The organism is Flavobacterium sp. WG21 (assembly GCF_000335775.1).
GTDB classification, from domain to species: domain Bacteria; phylum Bacteroidota; class Bacteroidia; order Flavobacteriales; family Flavobacteriaceae; genus Flavobacterium; species Flavobacterium tructae.
The window spans coordinates 105,494-126,518 of sequence record NZ_AMYW01000004.1 but is presented as its reverse complement, the minus strand read 5'-3'; the positions used below and the strand labels follow the sequence as shown (position 1 = coordinate 126,518).

Here is a 21,025-nt window from a genome sequence, read left to right as displayed (position 1 = left end):
AAATTCAGGATAAATGTAGCATAGCTTTTCAGGTGAAATTTTAGTTTTTGATAAACGTCAAATTTCAATTGGTAAACTCGTGGAATTTTAGGTTTAAAAATTTGGTGTATCGTTTTTGATGGTTCGTCATCCAAAATAGAGGTTTTGTATAAATATAGCATCCATATGAAGTCATAGTTGTATTTTTGAAAGGACAACAATATTATTATGAAGCTAAAAATACCATTGTCTTATCATATCTTTCTTTTTCTGGGATTGTATATCACCTTTAATCTTTGGGAAATTGGGATCAACAATCGGGATCTGGATCTTGTATTCAACAGGATTTCCTTTATGTTTAACATTAGTTTTATAGTGGTAATCTTCATCGTCTACTTTTTAAATTTTCACACTTTTTGTAAATGGTTTTTAAACAAAAAGAAAATTCTTTTGTTTGTGATGAGTATTCCTATCTCCTTGTTGATTTTTTCAGCAATACGTTATTTTGTTCAGGAAGTGATATTATATGAGCTTACCGGAATTCATAATTATGCCAAAGAAACCAGAGAGATCAGCTATTATATTAAGGATAATTTTTTCTTTGGCCTGCCTGCCGTTATTTTGAGCAGTTTGGCGTATTTGTTCTTTCATTTTCAGGAAACGCAAAAACAAAATCAGGAATTAGTATTAGAAAATAAAAAGGCAGAGCTCCAAATGTTGAAATCGCAGGTGAGTCCGCATTTTTTGTTTAACACCTTAAATTCCTTTTACAGTCAGTTGGTTTTGAAAGAGGATGAAATGGCTTCGGATATTTTGGTGCTTTCGGATTTACTGCGTTATGTCATTACAGAAACGGAGAAAGATGAGGTATTGATTTCTAAAGAAATTCAGTTTGTAGAAAACTACATTCATTTGCAGAAAAAAAGATTTGAAGATCAGCTTTACCTGGATTTTGTAATCGAAGGGAGTTACACAACCGAAAAGATTCTTCCGTCGGTGTTGGTGCATTTTATTGAGAACGTTTTCAAACATGGAAAATTGAATAAAGAAGAGGAGAAAGCGGTTATTGCTATCGTAATAAAAGAAAATTTTTTAGAGCTGTCAACCTTTAACTATAATGGTGCAGGCGAAAATTATTCTTCAACCGGAATTGGTTTTGATAATCTTAGCAAACGCTTGGAGCATGCTTATAAAGGTGAGTTTACACTCGAGAAAATAGCAGAAAAGAATACCTTTAAAACCTATTTAAAAATACCATTAAAAAAGTAATATGAAATTGAAGTGTATCATTGTTGATGATGAACCGCCGGCAACCCGTATTCTGGAAAATTATATCGGGAAAGTATCTTTTTTAGAAAAAACAGCTGTTTTCAATGATGCGTTGAAAGCATTGGAATTTCTAAATACACATAGTGTTGATGTTATTTTTCTGGATATTCAGATGCCGCAATTAACAGGTTTACAGCTTTCCAGAATCATTTCGAAAGAGATAAAAGTGATTTTTACAACGGCTTATCCCGATTTTGCTTTAGAAGGATTTGAATTGAATGCTGTAGATTATTTACTAAAACCAATCGCTTTTGAAAGGTTTTATCAGGCGGTTTCCAAACTAAATGGGGATTCAAAAACAGAAGTGGTATCGAATAACAATTCGGCTGAATTTATTTTTATTAAAACTGATGGAAAAAATAAATTTGTAAAGTTGTTTTTAGAGGATATTTTATATGTAGAAAGTCTTCAGAATTATGTTTGTATTCATACTTGCAACCAACAAATTATTACGCATTCGTCCTTGAAGAATGTTGTTGAATCACTGCCCGAAAAAGGGTTTGTTCAAATTCATAAATCGTATGTCGTAGCTTTAAAACATATTGAGTCAACAGATAATTTTTCTGTTTTTACGAAGGGGAAAGAACTCCCGATTGGGGCAACTTTTAAAGATGCTTTTTTTGAGAAAATAGAGGAGAATAAAATTTAACCGCAAAGGGCGCAAAGTTTTTTTCTTAGATTGCGTTTAGTAACCGCAAGGAGCGCAAAGTTTTTTTCTTAGATTGTGCTTAGTAACCGCAAAGGGCGCAAAGTTTTTTTAGATTGGGCTTAATAACCGCTAAGTTCGCAAAGTTTTTTTCTTAGATTGTGCTTAATAAACGCAAAGTTCGCAAAGCTATATATAGATAAAGCTTTGCGAACTTTGCGGTTGTATAGATTCTTATAATTAAAAAATCCTTGCGCTCTTTGCGGTAAAAAGCGCTCCTTGCGGTAAAAAAAACTACTTTTTATTCTTACCGTTTTTGTAAACTACTTTTTCTACCACTACTGGTTTTCCATTGCCTTTTGGGAACTCTTTCTTCTTAGGTCTTTTATCAGCTGAACTTGATTTTGATGGACTTTGATCGCCTCTTGCTCTTTCAGAATCTTTAGGAGCGGCTTTAAATTCAGGTCTGTCTTTTGTGCTGTCTTTCTTTGGAATCTGAGCTTTGTGTTTGGCTAAAACATCATTTGGGTTTTTAGGATTTTCTTTCGTTCCTCTTAAATGAATTACTAGTCCGTTTAAGAAATTACGTAAAACCTGATCACCACATTCCATAAAATTTGGGTGATCTTCAGCTCTAAAAAAAGCGCCCAATTCTGATTTTGAAATTCTAAAATCTACTAATTCTAAAATTTCTACTATTTGGTCGTCACGGAGCATCAAAGCCACGCGAAGTTTTTTTAGGATATCGTTGTTTGTCATTTTTTGTTTTTTAGTTTCAAGTTTGTTTTTAGTTTCAAGTTCCTACAATCTTCGTCGGAATCACAAACTATACACTTAATTTTTTACAAAGGTACATTTTAAAAGTAATTATTATGATACAGGGTGCTTTAATTTTTTTTACACCGAACTGTAATAATTAAAATTGGAGCGCAGTATAACTAGTGAAAATTAGTGTATTCGTGGCAGGTTCTTTCGCTTTTATTTAAAATCACAATCGTTTAAGAGATCTATTAATTGATCTAAATCGAATTTTAAGTGTTGGGTTGTAATTACAATTCGAATTAGAGGAGCTTTGTTTTTTGTATTTGAAATTGGCAATAAGAATTTTGTTTGCTTCCGGTATTTCGATTAGACTCTCATCTTCTAAACAAAGCAAAATATATTTATAAGAAATATCTTTGAATTTTAAGATGAAAACGAATTTTAGTAAAATAAAGTCTGTAAATTACAGGTTTAACAAACCAAATTATTAACCACTTTTAACTAAAATTTATGAAACAAAAGAATTTTACCTTTTCCTTCGTTTTGTTCTTACTTACTTCTGGTATTCTGTTTGCACAAAAAATAACGGTAAAAGGAAGCGTAACAGATGAGAGGGGAGTTTCAATGCCAGGTGTAAATATCCTGGAAAAAGGAACATCCAATACTACTACTTCTGGTTTAGACGGGGATTTTGCCATTAGCGTAAATAAAGGATCAGTCTTACTATTTTCGTTCGTTGGGTACAAAATGAATGAAGCTACTGTAACGGGAAGTATTTTGAATGTAAAAATGAATCCGGATTCTAAAGAGTTGGATGCAGTGACGGTAACTGCTTTTGGTATAAAAAATAAAACAAAATCTTTGGGTTATGCCAGCCAGACTTTGAAGGCCTCAGATATCGAAAGACCGGGCCAATTAAATGCTCTTGAAAGTTTACAGGGAGGAGTAGCGGGAGTAACCATTAGTAAAACTTCGGGAGGAGTTGGTGCAGGTGTAGATATTGTTATTCGTGGTGTTTCTTCTTTAGATCCGTCTAACAATAATCAGCCTTTGATTATTATTGATGGGAACCCAGTAAACAATTCTACGGCTATAGGAAATGTAGCTCCCTCAAAAGGCTCTAATTCTGTGAGTAGCGGAGAACAGTTTTCATTTTCTAACAGAGCAATAGATATCAATCCTGAGGATATCGAAAGCTACACCGTTCTTAAAGGTGCTGGTGCAACAGCATTGTACGGTATTTTGGCCGGTAATGGCGTTATTATTATCACTACCAAAAGAGGGAAAGAAGGAAAACCAAAAATTAATATCAATTCCAGTATTTCTTTTAGTGAGGTAAATCATTATCCGGAACTGCAATCCAAATACAGAGAAGGTTTAAACGGAGCTTCTTATGTAAAAAGTACAGTGTCGGATAGCGCTAGTGGTTTTGAATGGGTAAATCCTGCAAGTCCGGGAGGATTCTGGAGTTTTGGACCGGAATATTCCAGTTCAGATGGTGCAGGAATTAAATACAGAAATTTTTATAAAGATTTCTTTAAAACAGGTGTGACTCAAAACTTAGGCGTGAGTGTGAGCGGAGGAACAGAGAAAATCAATTATTTTGTATCTGCTTCTACCAGTAAAGATGATGGTATTGTACCGAATACTTCTTACCAAAGAAAAACTTTCAAAGCAAATGGAGGGTATCAGATTTCTGAAAAATTTAGAATAGGGTCTTCTTTTGCTTATACAAAATCCGGAGGTATAAGATCTAATAATGGAGACAAATCGGTGATGAGTTCTCTGGCCTATTGGTCACCCTCTATTGATGTAAATGATTATCTTACCGCTGCCGGTAAAGAAAAAGATTATACAAATGGTATTATCGATCAGCCAAGATATTTTACCTCTGTAAGTAATTTAAAAGATGATGTAAATCGTATTATTGCTTCGGCCGATTTTAATTACCAGGCAACTTCATGGTTAAACTTTGTGTATAGAGCTAGTGTAGATAATTATTCTGAAACGAGAAACCGATATGTTCCTGCTAATCTTGATGTGGGAACAGCAGTAAATGGTTTTATTCTGGATGAAAATATTGGCTTTACGGGACTTAATTCCAGTTTTGTGATCACGGCCAATAAAAAATTCGGAAATTTTAATACCACCCTTACTTTAGGAAATCAAATTTTGGATACCAAAAACACCTATTCTAATGTAAGAGGAGAAGGAATTTTTATCACCGATTTTAATAATATTTCTAATGCGACCAATTTGTTTGCGTATAATTCGGGTGAAGAGCGTGTAAGAAACGTGGGTAATTTTTTTGAAGCAAAAGCCGATTATAAAGAAATTATTTATCTGGGGGTTACGGGGCGATACGATCAGGTATCTACTTTGCCGGTAAAGAATAATAAGTTTGATTATTACTCTGCGAATTTGTCTTTTCTTTTTGGAGACCTGATTGACCAGAACAAGTCTGTTTTGTCTTATGGAAAATTAAGAACCTCCTGGGCACAAAGCGGAAAAACGCCTCCGTTTGCGATCTTTAGAAAAAATATAAAAGATGTAAACTTTCCATTCAACGGAGTTGGAGGAGTATCTGCTACATCTGTTGATGCCAATCCAAATTTGAAAGCCGAAATTATATCTACTTGGGAAATAGGTACAGATTTACGTTTTTTTAGAGATAGAATACGATTGGAATACACTTATTTTAACAGAGTTAGTGAGGATCAGATTATTCAAAGAATCGTGCCGCAATCCTCTTCAATTACGGCATTTTGGGACAATGGGGGATCTTTAAAAACAACCGGAAACGAATTGACTTTAGGTGCAGATTGGTTTAAAAATCCAAAGTTCAGCTGGACATCTACTCTAAATTTTACACAATACAAAACTAAAGTTACAGCATTGCCTTTTGAAAATATTATTTTCGGATATGACTCTCAGGCTACCAATATAACTTCACAAGTACGTTTGGGTGATGCAGCGGGAACACTTTATGGCCAGTCCTGGCAAAGAGTAGACGGTAAAGTAGTGATTGGTGCAAACGGATTGCCTGTTTTTAATAAAACAAGTACGGGTGCCATAGCAATAGGTAAGATTGGTGAGGCTTTTCCGGACTGGGTAGCTACTCTCAACAATACCTTTAAAATTAAAAATTTTGATATCGGTTTTTTGCTGGAATATAAAAAAGGCGGAGATGCGTATGATACAGCCAGAAGAAACGGAATTAGAAATGGTGTTTTGGGAGTCACTGCTGACAGAAGCGAAACGGCTGTTTTAGACGGTGTAAAATCGGATGGAGCGGGAGGATATGTACCTAACGACATCCCTATAAATAAATCGTTACGTAACAATTATTATAACAATACGATTTACAATACAGCCGCAGATGCTCTTATACAGGATGCCTCCTGGTTTAAGCTTAGAAATGTGTCGGTTACTTATAATATGACCAAAGAAGCATTAAAAACCATTGGTGTTTCTAATTTGTCTTTTACGGTATCGGGTAGTAATTTCCTGATCTGGACGCCATTTGATGGTTTTGATCCGGAAGGTTCCAGCTACAGTGCCGGTACCAATGTTTACGGATTTACTGGTTTGACGACTCCGCTTACACAATCATACTCATTTAGTATTAATCTAGGATTTTAATTTAGAAAAGATGAAAAATATACTCAAAATATTCTTGATCATAATCATTGCCCTGACGACTTATAGCTGTAGCGATGATTATTTTGATGTAAATACACCAGGAAATGTAATACCTGATGCGAATAAGAATCTAAAAGATTTATTGGGGCCTGCAATTTATTACACATTTGATGCTCAGTACTCGGCCGCGACCAGAGTTTCTTTATTAACGCAATATACTTCCTCTGCACTTAATTCGTCAGTAGGGGTAGACAATCATTACGAAGAATCCTTAGATAGTTATTGGTCTTCGGTGTATGTAAAAGCTTTAGGAAATCTGAAAGAAGTAGCCGATAAAGCCGATGAAACAAAATCATCACATTACAAGGGCATTGTTCAAATTTTACAAGCAGTAAATTTTGGATTACTGACGGATCTGTACGGAGATATACCTTTTTCGCAGGCGTCGTTGGAATCACAGAATTTTAAGCCGGAATATGACCGCCAGGAAGAGGTTTACAAAGGTATAAACAACCTGTTAGATCAGGGAATTGCTAATCTATCGGCTCCTAACACATCCTCTTTTACTCCTGGGAAAGAAGACCTTGTTTATGGTGGAAATGTAGAAAAATGGATAAAAGCCGCCTATAGCTTTAAAGCGAGATATGCACTGCACTTATCAAAAATTAATGCAACAACTACTGCCAGTACAGTAGTTTCTTATTTGGCAAAAGGAATAACATCTAATGCAGATGATTTTCAATTGATTTACAATAAAGTACAGACCAATCCGTGGTATAATAATCAATTAGGACTTAATACCGGAAATGCATCTTATTTGGTAACGAAGCAATTTATTGGTTTTATGAACGGAAGCACGTTTGCTTTTAAAACGGTAACAATGGATCCGAGAATGCCATTACTGATTGATCTTAGGAGTTATCCTGTAACAGATGGGGTTGTGAATCCTAAAGATCCAAATCCTAATGTTCCGGGAAATTATATTGGTGGAGAACCTGGCCAGGGATCAAAAGGAACACCGGCACCGAATGCTAAAATAGGGCTGTATTCTTATTATTCAAAAGTAGATTCGCCAGTTGTTATTTTGTCCTTTTCTGAAGTTAAACTAATGCAGGCTGAAGCACAATTTATTTTAAATGGAGGTAATGCGACAAGTACAGGAACAAATGCAACAGGGTATAGCGCCTATATGGATGCGATTGGGGCAAATATGGATAAATTGGGAGTTTCCGGTCCGGATAAAAATGCTTATTTGGGAGATGCTTCTATTAATAAAGGTGCCGCTAGTTTGCAATTGAAAGATATTATGAGGCAAAAAAATATAGTACTCTATTTGAACTGCGAAACATTTAATGATTACAGAAGGTATGATTTTTCTACAAACGTTTTTCCGGGATTAGCCCTGCCAAAAGCCGCTGATCCTGCTAATGGAGGAAAATGGATAAGAAGATTTATTTATTCAACTAACGAAAGAAACGCGAATAAAGCAAATTATGAATTAAACTTTAAACCAATGGTCACACCGGTTTGGTGGGATAAATAAAAACTAAAGCGGCTCTGATTTTTTGATCAGAGCTGTTTTTTTATACACTTTTGCTTTGATTCAAAACTTCAATTACCTGATCTAAATCATCTTTAGTGTGATGGGCTGTAATTACAATTCGATTAATATCTTTTGAGTTTTTTTGATATCTGAAATTGGCGATAATAATTTTATTTTCTCTAAGAATATCCGTTATGCGTTCCATTTCAATGTAAATCAAAGGATAGGTTTTATCAAATTTTATATGCTCACTTTTGATAAGTTTTGTATCCAGATAATGTAGATTCTCCATTAATTTTTGATGCTGAACACGATAAATATCGGATGCATCGGCCAGCGTCTGAACAAAAGCGGGATTCATTCCTGCAGCCGATATAAAAGTATCCGTATTTTTTATCTCGTCGATGAAAGAAGTATCACTGGCAATAACACCACCATTTAAGCCGTACGCTTTTCCTAAAGACGAAACCATAATTTTGCGTTTAATGGGAAGGTTGATGTGTGAATAAATTCCACAGCCATTTTTTCCTAAAATTCCAAACGAATGCGATTCATCGATAATTAAAGTGACTTCTTTATGACTTGGAATTTCTTTTAAAACAGATAAATCAACAGCTTTGGTTTGATAGGAAGGAACTCCGTCAGTAAGAATAGTGATTTTCTCTGCTTTAGAATCTGTCAGACGTGGATGTATTTGATTGTTCAAAAATATTGGTAAACTGTTGGGGGTTTTAATTGCGGTATGCAGATCTGAAAAATGAAAGAAACAATCAGTGGTTTTCGTCAATTGTTCCGTAACTAATTTTCCGGCCAGCATTCCCGATGATACCGTAACAGCACTTTCGGCCTGTATGTGACGGGCGAGAAAAGCTTCACCATTTTCATAAGCCGTTAGTTTTATATTGGCATTGCGGGAGCTACCGTAAGTAGTTCCCCATTTTCGTATGTTTTGAATGACCAATTCCTGAAAAGGATTATTGGTGGGCAATCCCAAATAAGCAGTTCCACCGAAATACAAGTATTGTTCCTGATTGATTTCAAAAGTTCTGTCCGGAAATTGGTCTACGTTCATAAAAATTAGATTAAGGTTACTCCGGTGCCGTTAAGATCAGAATAATGAATTACACCATTTTTTATGGTTACTCCGGTGGCAATATCCTGGGCTAGAAGTAAGGCTCCGTCCATATCGACATAGTCCAGCTGAGGGAGCAAATGAGCAATAGCCGAGATTCCGACAGTCGATTCGGTCATGCAGCCCACCATCGTTTTGAGTCCTAATTTTTTGGCTTCTTCAATCATGCGTTTCCCCGGAGTCAGACCTCCGCATTTTACAAGTTTTACATTTACCCCATGAAAGTGATTGAAACATTTAGCGACATCTTCTTCAATAATGCAGCTTTCGTCGGCTATTACAGGTAAGACCGAATGTTTAAAAACTTCCTTATGGGCTTCCCAGTCGTCGGCTTTCATGGGCTGTTCGAGGAATTCTACCCCTAGTTTTTTGAGCTCAATAGCGTTGTTTATGGTTTCCTCAACATCCCAGCCGCAATTGGCATCGATTCTGAAAATGGCATCGGTATGTTTTCGAAGCTCTTTTACAATAGCAATGTCTTCTTTGGTCCCTAGTTTAATTTTGTAAACAGGCCAGGGAAGTTCCTGCATTTTTGAAACCATTTTTTCGATCGAGGCAATACCAATGGTGTAATCCGTAAGCGGATTTTTTTCTGTAGAGTAATTCCATAATTCATACAGTTTCTTGCTTTTTTTGCGTGCGTACAAGTCATTATAAGCCATGTCTAAAGCGCATAAAGCAAACATATCGTCTTTTAAATACGGATAGATTTTAGACCAGAAAACTTCAGGAGTTTCAGTGGTTGTACTTTCGATAATGCTTCGGATTTTTTCTAAATCCTGAATCATTACCGGAACAGTTGTTTTGTAATACGGATTTGAAGTGGCTTCTCCAAAACCTGAAAAGCCATCGCTTTTAAGCTCCACAATCAGTGAAGGCTGAAAATCAATTGATTCTCTGGAAATGGTAAAAGTATGTTTGAGTTTTAAATTGTATTCTCTTAAGATTAATTCCATAAGTCTGTTTTTTTATTTAATAGCCCAGCCAGATTATTGCTTTTGCGAAACCATCACGCCAAAGTTTTTCATTATGTTCGCCGCCTTTTACAATTTTAGATTTGGTGAGATGAAGACAATAGCAACGTTTAGTGTCCAGAAGACGTTCCATTTTTGCCATATCTCTTACCATATCGTCACTTTCTTTGTCTCCACATAAAAAGTAAATTTTAGTTTTGATTTTAGGAGTTTGTTCCGTCAAAGTATAAATGTTGTTTGAAAACCAAAAGGATGGCGAGAATACACCTGCTTTTCCGAAGACTTCGGGATATTTTAACACGGCATAGTACGAAACCAATCCGCCCAATGAACTTCCCATAATCAGGGTGTTTTTGGCCTTAGTTTTGGTTCTGTAATTTTGGTCGATATAAGGTTTTAGCGTTTTTACAATAAAATCAAGATAATTATCGGCATCACCACCGCCGTATTTTTCATTTTTATACGGAGTTAATTCGTTTAAACGTTTGTCATTTCCATGTTCAATGCCTACTACGATTAGAGGGGCTTTCAGACTGTCCAGTTTTTCATCTACATTCCATTCGCCTGCGTACGAAGTTTTGCCATCAAACAAATTTTGGGCATCGTGCATGTAAATCACGCTGTATCTCTTTTTGGCCGAGGCGGCATATCCGTCAGGAAGATAAATCCATATTTTTTTAGTTGTTTTTAGCTGAGGAACTTCGATGGTAAAGGTAGATACGTTTTTTGAAGCAGTACTCTCTTGTGCGCTTGCGACGGCGGTTACCCACAAGAAAATAAAAAAGAAAAACCTCCTAATCATGAGTACTGTTGCGTTTTAGAGTTAAAAACAATATTTTAGCTAAAAATAATAAATTGATGAATACCGAAGCCGAAAAGATAAGTTTACTTTTAGAAATGATTGCTTTCTCTACCGTTGACGGACAGTTGCATAAAAGAGAGTATGAGTTTTTGTGGCTGGTAGCGCAGGAATTAAATATTAGTCCCGATGTTTTCCGCGATTTATTTCATCAGGAAAGTGCCGGTTCAGTTATAAAATCGGAGTTTCAGCGCATTCAGCAATTTTACCGACTGGCGCTGATTATGTATTGTGATGGTATCTTGCATGAAAAAGAAGCCAAAGCCATACAGCAAATTGCGATCGAAATGGGTTTGAATCCCATTGCAACCAGACGTGTTCTCGATTTAATGAAAAAAGCACCCAATGCTATAATCGATCCTAAACTTTTATTGAAAGTATTTCAGGAACAGCACAATTAAATTTTTAAGCTTCAGATCAGATAATTACTTTTTTTTAATGGACATTTTTAAACCAATACCGGTTTGAAAATCAGGTGCATTGTCCAGATTTAGATCTTCTCTGAAATACACAAAATAAGAAAAACGTTTGGTAGAGTAGGTACAGATAAAATTCCATCCCTCTAAATCTTCGTATAAATGTGAAATCGTTTTTTGCCAGTGCGTCTTGATTCTTTGTCCGGTGAGAACAGTATGATCTTTTTCGTTTTTTCTATTATAGGAGGACTGAAAATTATAATTGATGCCATACGAAAGGTGGTTATTGTTCTTCAGTTTTACCTTGTAGTCAATAAGTCCTTCAAGACTATAGAAGAAATCCCTACTGCTAATATTTACCCGATCTCCATATTCTAAAAAATGCTGGCGTAAAACTCCTGCACTGGCGCCAAAAGTCAGAATGTTTTTGTTTTTAATGATCTTCTTTTTTAGAATAGAAGAAGAAATCCCAAAATCGGCCACAGGATTGTATGGAGAAGTATTGATACCGAGCTGTGCTCCAAAATTCAAATAGATATGATGTTTTTCATTCATTTCTAATTTGGGATAATAGTTGTAATTGATGTCAATTCCGGGAATGGTAAAATTACCGTTATGCATGGTGAGGACCCTGTCATTTTCATCTTTATAAGATATTCCGGCTTTATTTAAACCATAGTAACGTCTTGAGAAAGGATCTTCTCCGCCGGCAATGTTACTGTGAAACCATTCGATTGTTTCATCAGAAGTAAAAATAGAGTACGGATATTTTCCTCCATCCAGCGAATTTATTCGTAAACCGAAATTAAGTTCGTGATGAACCGTGATAGGCAATGTAAAAGTAAATCGATACGATCGAATCACACCATCGGCGGTGAACTCTTTAGTATTGTGCGGAACTTTATTGAAGTCAAAAGCATACTCCCGAACATGCCAGGGCATGTTTTCTGCTGCCTTTTGATCGTTGGGATCTGTTAATTCATATGATTTTACATAAGGTAGAGCGACATTACCGCTAGAGAATTCAAATGAAAAAGAGTATTTATCAGGAGAACGAACATTGAAATTATGATTTAATCTGGAAATATAAATTCCTAGCGGGTGATTGGAAAGAATATTCGGTTTGATGATATCCGAAGAATTTTCTATTTCTTTATTCCAAAAATCATTATTTCCAGATTGTGCCAGGGCAGAAATATTGAAAACAAAAAGAGCAAGAAGGAATAAAAGATATTTCATTTCAGCGTTTTAAAATTTTGTTAAAACTAATGAATTTGAAATTCCTTATAAAATATTTCTTCCATAATTTTAAGTATAAAATTCTTTTATACTTTGGATGTCAATTGTTTTAGAATTGTATGTTTAAGGAAGCTGTTCCTGCAATTTTTTAATGTCGTCACGCAGTTTTGCAGCCTGTAAAAAGTCCAGTTCTTTTGCCGCTTTCTCCATTGATTTTCGTTTTTCACGAATCATTTTTTCCAGTTCCGATTTCGATAAATAAGCTGTTTCCGGTTCTGCCGCTGCTGACGGTATGGTATGTCCTAATTCGTATTCAACCAGAGGATTTTTAGTAAAGGCACTATCGATTTTTTTATTTAAGGCCTGAGGAGTGATATTGTTTTGAGTATTATAATTGATTTGTTTGGTTCTGCGATAACTGGTCTCATCGATTGTTTTTTGCATACTGGCAGTGATCTTATCAGCATACATGATGGCTTTCCCGTTAAGGTTCCTTGCGGCACGGCCAATAGTTTGGGTCAATGATCTGTGGTTTCTTAAAAAGCCTTCTTTATCGGCATCTAAAATAGCAACAAGCGAAACTTCAGGTAAATCCAGACCTTCACGAAGTAAGTTTACCCCGATCAAAACATCAAAAATTCCTTTGCGTAAGTCCTGCATAATTTCGATACGCTCCAGTGTATCTACATCGGAATGAATATAACGACAACGAATGTTAACTTTGGTCAAATATTTGGCTAGTTCCTCGGCCATTCTTTTGGTCAGAGTAGTGACCAGAACTCTTTCGTCTAATTCACAGCGAACCTGAATTTCTTCGATCAAATCATCAATCTGATTCAAACTTGGGCGTATCTCAATAATGGGGTCTAATAATCCTGTTGGACGAATAATCTGCTCTACATAAACCCCGTCTGTTTTCTGAAGTTCATAATCGGCAGGTGTTGCAGACACGTAAATGACCTGATTTTGCATGGCTTCAAACTCCTCAAATTTCAGAGGTCGGTTGTCCATTGCAGCAGGCAGACGGAAACCATATTCTACCAGGTTTTCTTTTCGGCTGCGATCGCCTCCGTACATGGCATGAACCTGCGAAACCGTCACGTGACTCTCGTCTACCACCATCAGATAATCCTTTGGAAAATAATCTAACAAACAGAAAGGACGGGTTCCGGCATCTCTGCCGTCAAGATATCTCGAATAATTCTCAATTCCGGAACAATACCCTAATTCGCGAATCATTTCTAAATCAAAATTTGTACGTTCTTCCAGACGTTTTGCTTCCAGATGTTTACCGATTTCTTTAAAATAATCGACTTGTTTGACTAAATCCTGCTGGATTTCCCAAATAGCGCCTTGCAAAACATCAGGCGAAGTCACAAACATATTGGCAGGATAAATAGTTAGTCTGGTAAATTTTTCAATGACTTGTGAGGTCTTGGCATCAAAGGATTCTATTTCTTCTATTTCATCACCAAAAAAGTGAATTCTATAGGCGTCATCGGCATAACTTGGGTATACTTCAACCGTATCTCCTTTGATTCTGAAGTTTCCAGGAGTAAAGTCTGCTTCCGTTCGGGAATATAAACTCTGCACCAGGCTGTGTAATAATTTCGTTCGGGAAATGACCTGATCTCTTGCTATTTCGATGACATTTTTCTGAAATTCAACAGGATTTCCAATACCATACAAACAGGAAACTGAAGCGACAACCAATACATCACGACGTCCCGAAAGTAGGGAAGAAGTAGTGCTCAGACGCATTTTTTCAAGTTCCTCATTGATGGACAAATCCTTTTCGATAAATACTCCTGTAACCGGCATAAAAGCTTCCGGTTGGTAATAGTCGTAGTAAGAAACGAAGTATTCCACCGCATTATTCGGGAAGAATTGCTTAAATTCCGAGTACAACTGTGCAGCCAGTGTTTTGTTGTGTGCCAAAACCAAAGTAGGTCTCTGAACTTCCTGAATAACATTGGCCACCGTAAAAGTTTTTCCGGAACCCGTAACTCCTAATAAAGTTTGGTATTTTTCACCGTCTATAATGCCTTGTGACAGTTTTTCAATTGCTTGCGGTTGATCACCTTTTGGACTGTATTCAGAGGATACCTGGAAATTCATTTTTGGAGGATGAAAGATTAGTGTCGTAAAGATACGAGTTTGATTTCTTTTTTTCTGAAAGTATAATTCAAAAAAAAACCGTCAACAAATATCATGTTGACGGTTTTTTTATAGTTGAGATTGAGTTAGAAGCTAAGACTTAATCTTGCAAAAACAAAACGTCCGTTTTGACCAAATTGAGATATATTTCTGGAATACACAAATTGATTTTGGTTGGATAAATCAATAGCAGTTGGAGTAGTGGCATAGGTTATGTTTCCATTTGCATCAACGCCATTGGCTCTTCTTGCTGTTTGTGGCCCTAGGTTTTTATCCGGATAAACATCAAAAACATTGTTAGCACCGATTATGATTTTAGCAATAGGACTAATTTTAAAACCTACAGACATATCGGTAATCACTCTTCCTCCCCAAACAGGATGTTCATTTTCCACCGCTTTTCCATTTACAATAGTGGCACCTACAAAACCATCACCGTTTACGTCAGCAACGTTTGGATCTGTTACTTCCCCAAAGTACACGTTTCTTAGAAAGAAATCGAATTTTTTATAAGTAAGACCGTTTGTCAGATTTACTTTAACTCGCGGTACTGCTTCTTCTAAATAAACTCTGGAAGATTCTGAAAAGTAAGTGTTTACCTGACCTGCCGCTTCTAGTATAGGAGAAGCATGAATGTTTCCTATTTTACGTGTTTTTGAAAAGGTACCGGACAAGTCATTTTTTAAAGTCAGATTTTCATTTAGGTTCATTTTGTTGGTAAGTACCACATCAATTCCTTTAGATTCGGTATCAATGGCATTGGCGAAGAAAGTTGCCGCATTTGCGCCAGCCTGATCATACAAAGACTGAGTCAGTGGAGTTGGTGTAAACTGATCGGTAAGTACTACTCTGTCGTTTATTTTGATGTAATAAGCATCCGCAGTTATGGTAAGGTTGGCTGATGGAATTTTAGCTGTAAATCCGGCGCTTACACTGGTTGACTCTTCTTGTTTTAATTTCGGAATTCCAAGTAATTTTGCGATTTCAGAATCATTGCTGAAAGTTCCTACTTCAAAAGGGACTCCTCCTGTAAATTGTGTTGCAGTGGATTCATAATAAATTTGATGTAAGGATGGAGCTCTGAATCCTGTTGAGAAAGCACCACGCAAATTGATGTTGTCAGTAAGTTTATAGCGGGTGGCAATTTTAAAATTAGTAGTGCTTCCAAAATCAGAATAGTTTTCAAAGCGAACAGCTCCGTTTAATAACCATTTTTCGGTTACATCTAACTCTAAATCCGTATAAAGAGCCACACTGTTTCTTTTTTCGGTTTTTGCATTTTCTGCTCTGTAACCGGGAAAAACCTGTGCTCCACCTGGTCTGGCGGCGCCATAAAAATCAGTCACTCTTATGTTGGCAGGTGTTGTACCGGTAACGACATTTCCATTGATATCGTATTGACTGTAAGAGTCAGGAACTCCGGCATTGATACCGTACTGTTCGTAGCGATATTCGGCACCAAATGCGACGTTCAGTGTATTGATTTTTTTGCTCATATCAAAATTCGTTGTGTTTTGAGCAAAACGTAGACCTCCTGCATCAAATTCAGTAGGGGAGCCTTCTCTTAAAGTTGCATTAACAGTGTTTTCGATATTATAATCAAAGGAATTTCGGCCATATGTATTACTCAAATCAAAATGCCAGTCTTTGAAAATGGTACCTCTAAGTCCTGTTGCAGCAGAAAGGTCATTAATGGTAGAATGAATTTCAGGTAAGAAACCATTTAAGTATAAACCGGTGTAAGATCTTGATTGATTAGGTCTTCTGAAAAAGCCGGCAGATTCACCATTTCTATAACTGGTTCCACCAAAAACATAAACTTCTAATTTATCATTTATGGGATAGGCGGCATTCAAAAAGAACTGAACACTTTTAAATTCAGATTGCCCTATTCTCATATTAAAGTTCCTTCTTTCAAGTTTTCGGTAAGCCAGTTCTCCGTCTGTGGCATCAAAATTTAAGGCCGTTTGTAATTGCGAAATAGTTGTGGCATTACTGATATTCGTTTGTTGTGCCCCGGTAAAATAACTTACTTTGGGAGCATAGTTTTTTATTAAGCTTACAATTTGAGCAGAATTAGGAGTATTGGTAATGTTGCCGTATAGAGAATTTATATTTATTCCGTCTTCTGAAGCTCTTTGTTCAATCGCATTGTAAGCGTTATAGATAGTACCTGTGGCGTCATTAGCTCTGCTTGTAGCATCTCTTAATTGCAAGCTTCCCGTTAAATTAATAAAACTTTTTTCTTTGCCTAAATTTGTTCCATAATTAACGTCCATTTGGTAATTGTTACCATCATTTCCTCCCCTGTGATCGTTAGCATTTCGTGAAAAATTACTTCCTGAAAAGAGATTAATATCTATTTTTTTAGTGTCTTTTTTTATGTTGAGATTAATTACCCCTGCTATAGCGTCTGAACCATATTGAGCAGAAGCACCATCTCGCAGTACTTCTATTTTTTCAAGAGCGAAAGCGGGAATTGCATTCAAATCGGTTCCTACTGATCCTCTTCCCGGAGTTCCGTTTATGTTAACTAAAGAGGAGGTATGTCTTCTTTTGCCATTTACCAAAACCAATACCTGATCAGGGCCTAAACCTCTTAATTGCGCAGGATCAAGGTGATCCGTTCCGTCAGCTACCGTTTGGGTATTTGAGGTAAAGGAAGGAGCTACCATGTTCAAAATCTGATTCAGGTTGGTTTGTGCTCCTTGCGTTGCAATATCCTTCATTGCAATAACATCTATTGGAACAGCTGATTCTGTAACAGTTCGGGTAGGGTTACGCGAACCAATAATCACTACATTCTCAAGGCTTTCACCACTGCCTCCCGATAGCGTAACATTTACAGTTGGTCCCACAACTGTTACGGTTTTGGTTTGTAATCCTACATATGAAAATTGCAGAACGTCACCAACTTTGGCCTCAATAGTATAATTCCCGTCAATATCGGTAACGGCTCCTTTTTTGGTACTGATGACCAAAACAGTAACTCCCGGTAAAGAGGCCCCTGTTTCATCGACAACTTTTCCTTTGACAAGATCGATTTGTTTGTTTTGATTGGTCTGAATGGTATTTTCTCGGTTTTTAGTATTTTCAGCAGCAGTAAGATTGCTGCCGTTCGCTAAAAGAATAGTGAATGCAAAAGGTGTGAGTAACACTTTTTGGAGTCGTAAGTACATTTGGTTTTTGAATAGATTCTTCTTCATAATTCTGGTTTATATTAGTTTGGTTTAAATTAATATGAAAGCAAAAAAATAAATAGCTAACGGGGCAACTATAAATTATTTTGAAATTGAATTTGTTTTGGAATTTTTATTCAATAAATCTCTGAACCATATGGTTATTGTCACTTTTTTAATTTAGGACTGGTCCAGTAGATTGAAGGGTATGGTTCGCTCTATTTTGATGATTTTTTAAAATAGTTTTGCTATAATTGTAAATATATATAATTTTAAGTTAAAACTATTGATTAATTCTGTTTAAAGGTCCTTTTTTTAATTTTTAGTATTTATCTTGTGTTTACGTTGCGAAAAATATTTTTCTTTAAGGGTTTAAGTTTGCTTTCTTAGGATTTAAAAACTCAATTACCTGTTCATTTACAGCTTTAGATTGGTCTATACTTAAAAAATGACCCGCATCGTTAATCGTTTTTGTTGTACCGTTTACTAAAAGTTTTTGAGCACGCTCAAGACTTTTTTCTGAATTGATAAGATCTTGATCTCCAATTAAAATCAGAACCGGATTGGCGATGAATTTTAGTTCATCATCTGAGAAAGGACGCATTTTCAGCATGCTTGAATTTGACTTTGCGTATTTGTTGGCCAAATAGAATTGTCTTTTGTAAACCGGACTGATTTTTTCGGGATGAATAGAAAAAATGTTCAATGTTTTTTCGAAATTCTTTTCATTTGGGAAAAGTTTCAATAGTAAGGCTGGAGTCATCTTTCTTACTTTATCTACAGATTTGAAGGTCTGTGCCGGACTTAACAATACTATTTTATCAATAGAATTTTCTTTTTGAGTGGCTAGTAATGTTGCAATCCAGCCACCGCGGGAGGCTCCTATAAGATCAATATTTTTTAATTTGTAATGATTGAAAATTTCATTGTACAAAAGGACTATTTCTTCTGAAGACAGTGGTTTTGTCGTCAAAGTAGATTTTCCGGGTTCCATTATAAAATCAATGGCATAAATGCGGTGTGTTTTGGAGAGTACTTTTATGTTGGGATACCACATAGTCGAACTCGCATCCATACCATGTAGGAGCACTAAGTCTTTACCGTTTTCTATACCGCTAATAATTAGATGAGCTGTTCCGTAAGTTGTAGGTATAGTTTCCTCGGTATAAGGAATATCCCAAAGCTTTAGTGCCTGATCGTATGAATTTATATAAACTTGTTTTTCGCTTTTTGTTTTAAAAACATAATCGTCAAATTTCGTCTTTTTAGAAGCCGCACAACCTGCTAGTAAAAGCAAGAACAATACTTTAAAGAAAATTTTTGCCATAGTAATAAAATTCAAATTACTTTAAAGGTACAAAAATGGTCACTCTAAAAAGTATCAGAATTTTATTTTAAACTATTAGAATTTCAATATCAGGCATTTTCAAAGTTCCAGGCCTTTTGTTGGTTTTCACTTAAAAAAGTCCAGGCTACAATTCGGCTTGTTTTTTGGCCCTGAGCCATATCAATTGTTTGAATATCGACCGCATTTACTTTGTTTAATGTTTTGTAAATGCTGTAAAGATTATCTCTTTTGGATACTAAAGTGGTGAACCAGAGACATTGTGTGGCATATTTAGCGCTTTCGTAAATCATTTGAGTGATAAAACGAAGCTCACCTCCATCACACCATAATTCCGCATTTTGACCTCCGAAGTTTAAAACAGGGTTTACTTTCTTTTTGTCCTTCGGGTTTAAATTAGAAACTTTACGAACCGTACTTTTATTGGCTTCTTCTGCCGAAGCATGAAAAGGCGGATTGCACATCGTGAACGTAAAACGATCTTCGGGAGTAATGATGTTTTTAAAAATAAAGCGCGATTCTGTTTGTTGCTGAAGGCTAATGGCTTCAATTAGTTTTGGATTTGCTTCAATAATTTTACTGCAGTTTTCGATTGCTTTTCTATCGATATCTGTTCCAACAAAGTCCCAGCCGTAAACAGCATTTCCTAAAATAGGATAAATGCAGTTAGAACCCGTACCTACATCTAAACCTAACACGGATGATCCCTGAGGAATAGTTCCGTTATTAGTTTCGGCCAGTAAATCGGCCAGATAATGGATGTAATCCGTTCTTCCGGGAATTGGCGGACAAAGATAATTTTTAGGAATGTCCCAATTTTGTATGCCATAATAGGTTTTCAGTAAAGCTTTGTTGAGCAGTTTTACCGAAAGGGGATTGCTGAAATCAATAGTTTCAATTCCGTGATTGTTTACGGCAACCTGCGCTTTTAATTCAGGGCAATTTGCAATAAGAAGTTCGAAATCATAACGTGAACGATGCAGATTTCGGGGATGTAAATTGTTTTTTTCGGAATTGTCTGTTGCTTTCATTTTGTGAATTTGGGTGCAAAGATAGTCATTCCTTTTTTGTGATTGCATTCAGAACAACAATCCTTAATCCATACATTCCATCAACAGTAAATCACCATCGGTATGGATAATGGTTACCAGACCATCCTGAAGAACAGAATTACTGCTTCCGGTTCTGTAGCCAATGGTTAAGGTATCGTTTTCAAGAGGATATTGTAAATTGGTTGAATAAATTCCGTTAACCACCCCAATCGGAATCAAGGAAATAGGAGTTTTTGCGGTGTACCACTTCTCGAATTTATGAGGGAGTAAGAATACTTTAGAGTGATCGTCCAGTATAACAATTTTAAGCAAATCGCGGTAGCGGGCAATATTGGTGATATTGGTTATGGTATGGTCTGCACGTTTTCCGGTGGCCCAGACAACATTTACAGCAGGTATTTTTCGATCGATTAAATAATCAAAAGCTTTCTCCAGATCGGTTTTGTCCTGATCGGGAGTATGAACAATTTCGATAGGATATTGTGTTGTCTTGTATATTTCAGGATCAAAACCACGGTCGAAATCACCCAGAAGGACATCGACTTTGATGCCCAATTCAATTACTCTTTCAATGGCTGAATCGAGTACGATAACCAGAGGAGACCATTCCAGTAATTGTCCTAATAATTCGGGATGGCATGCTGCTCCGTTGGCGATAATTAAAGCGGGTTCCTGGTCGTCGCGTACGATATGGTGTGAAGACATTTAGTTTTTAATTTGAAATGTGCTGCAAATGTACAAAAGTTATGAGCTGTAAAAGATCAGGCAAAT

Annotated in this window: 15 protein-coding genes; 5 read left to right on the top strand and 10 right to left on the bottom strand. The window is 36.2% G+C overall.

Annotated elements, in window-relative coordinates:
- The first annotated feature begins 207 nt into the window (after positions 1–207).
- Together C245_RS0104835 and C245_RS0104830 are read left to right on the top strand one after the other, a co-directional pair.
- Positions 208–1,248 (top strand): sensor histidine kinase, encoded by a 1,041-nt coding sequence (locus tag C245_RS0104835; RefSeq protein ID WP_017495455.1) that lies wholly within the window; start codon positions 208–210, stop codon positions 1,246–1,248.
- Between the two features lies 1 nt (position 1,249).
- The gene (locus C245_RS0104830; RefSeq protein ID WP_017495454.1) at positions 1,250–1,957 is read left to right on the top strand and encodes a LytTR family DNA-binding domain-containing protein; all 708 of its coding nucleotides are present in this window, start codon (positions 1,250–1,252) and stop codon (positions 1,955–1,957) included.
- A gap of 291 nt (positions 1,958–2,248) precedes the next feature.
- Here the strand turns inward: C245_RS0104830 and C245_RS0104825 are convergent, their stop codons facing one another.
- Positions 2,249–2,713 (bottom strand): DUF1456 family protein, encoded by a 465-nt coding sequence (locus C245_RS0104825; RefSeq protein ID WP_017495453.1) that lies wholly within the window; start codon positions 2,711–2,713, stop codon positions 2,249–2,251.
- 513 nt (positions 2,714–3,226) lie between these two features.
- Here C245_RS0104825 and C245_RS0104820 point away from each other — a divergent pair.
- Together C245_RS0104820 and C245_RS0104815 are read left to right on the top strand one after the other, a co-directional pair.
- Positions 3,227–6,358, top strand: a complete 3,132-nt coding sequence (locus C245_RS0104820; RefSeq protein WP_017495452.1) for a SusC/RagA family TonB-linked outer membrane protein — start codon at positions 3,227–3,229, stop codon at positions 6,356–6,358.
- A gap of 10 nt (positions 6,359–6,368) precedes the next feature.
- A complete protein-coding gene (locus tag C245_RS0104815) occupies positions 6,369–7,901 on the top strand; it encodes a SusD/RagB family nutrient-binding outer membrane lipoprotein (protein WP_017495451.1) in 1,533 nt (510 codons plus the stop codon).
- A 40-nt stretch (positions 7,902–7,941) separates the two neighbouring features.
- On the opposite strand, the gene C245_RS0104810 is transcribed toward C245_RS0104815, so the two are convergent.
- From C245_RS0104810 to C245_RS0104800, 3 genes are read right to left on the bottom strand one after another with little or no spacing between them, the layout of a single operon-like run.
- Entirely contained in the window at positions 7,942–8,973 is a 1,032-nt protein-coding gene (locus C245_RS0104810) for an aminotransferase class I/II-fold pyridoxal phosphate-dependent enzyme (RefSeq protein WP_017495450.1), read from the bottom strand.
- A 5-nt stretch (positions 8,974–8,978) separates the two neighbouring features.
- Positions 8,979–9,989: a dipeptide epimerase gene (locus C245_RS0104805; protein WP_017495449.1), complete on the bottom strand. Its 1,011-nt coding sequence runs from the start codon at positions 9,987–9,989 to the stop codon at positions 8,979–8,981.
- Positions 9,990–10,005: 16 nt separating this feature from the next.
- A complete protein-coding gene (locus C245_RS0104800; RefSeq protein ID WP_035746263.1) occupies positions 10,006–10,809 on the bottom strand; it encodes an alpha/beta hydrolase in 804 nt (267 codons plus the stop codon).
- Positions 10,810–10,865: 56 nt separating this feature from the next.
- Between C245_RS0104800 and C245_RS0104795 the strand changes: the two genes are divergently transcribed.
- Positions 10,866–11,267 carry a hypothetical protein gene (locus C245_RS0104795; protein WP_017495447.1) on the top strand — a complete coding sequence of 134 codons (402 nt, stop codon included), beginning with the start codon at positions 10,866–10,868 and terminating at the stop codon, positions 11,265–11,267.
- 24 nt (positions 11,268–11,291) lie between these two features.
- Here C245_RS0104795 and C245_RS0104790 read toward each other — a convergent pair whose 3' ends face one another.
- The 6 genes from C245_RS0104790 to C245_RS0104765 form a co-directional block, all read right to left on the bottom strand.
- Positions 11,292–12,521 (bottom strand): hypothetical protein, encoded by a 1,230-nt coding sequence (locus C245_RS0104790; RefSeq protein ID WP_017495446.1) that lies wholly within the window; start codon positions 12,519–12,521, stop codon positions 11,292–11,294.
- Positions 12,522–12,644: 123 nt separating this feature from the next.
- Entirely contained in the window at positions 12,645–14,639 is a 1,995-nt protein-coding gene (gene uvrB / locus C245_RS0104785) for an excinuclease ABC subunit UvrB (protein ID WP_017495445.1), read from the bottom strand.
- Positions 14,640–14,764: 125 nt separating this feature from the next.
- The gene (locus C245_RS0104780; RefSeq protein ID WP_017495444.1) at positions 14,765–17,884 is read right to left on the bottom strand and encodes a TonB-dependent receptor; all 3,120 of its coding nucleotides are present in this window, start codon (positions 17,882–17,884) and stop codon (positions 14,765–14,767) included.
- Between the two features lie 337 nt (positions 17,885–18,221).
- Entirely contained in the window at positions 18,222–19,184 is a 963-nt protein-coding gene (locus C245_RS0104775) for an alpha/beta fold hydrolase (RefSeq protein ID WP_017495443.1), read from the bottom strand.
- An 89-nt stretch (positions 19,185–19,273) separates the two neighbouring features.
- A complete protein-coding gene (gene rlmF / locus C245_RS0104770) occupies positions 19,274–20,233 on the bottom strand; it encodes a 23S rRNA (adenine(1618)-N(6))-methyltransferase RlmF (protein ID WP_017495442.1) in 960 nt (319 codons plus the stop codon).
- 63 nt (positions 20,234–20,296) lie between these two features.
- Positions 20,297–20,959, bottom strand: coding sequence for a thiamine diphosphokinase (locus C245_RS0104765; RefSeq protein ID WP_017495441.1), 663 nt, complete (start codon positions 20,957–20,959; stop codon positions 20,297–20,299).
- Positions 20,960–21,025: the final 66 nt, after the last annotated feature.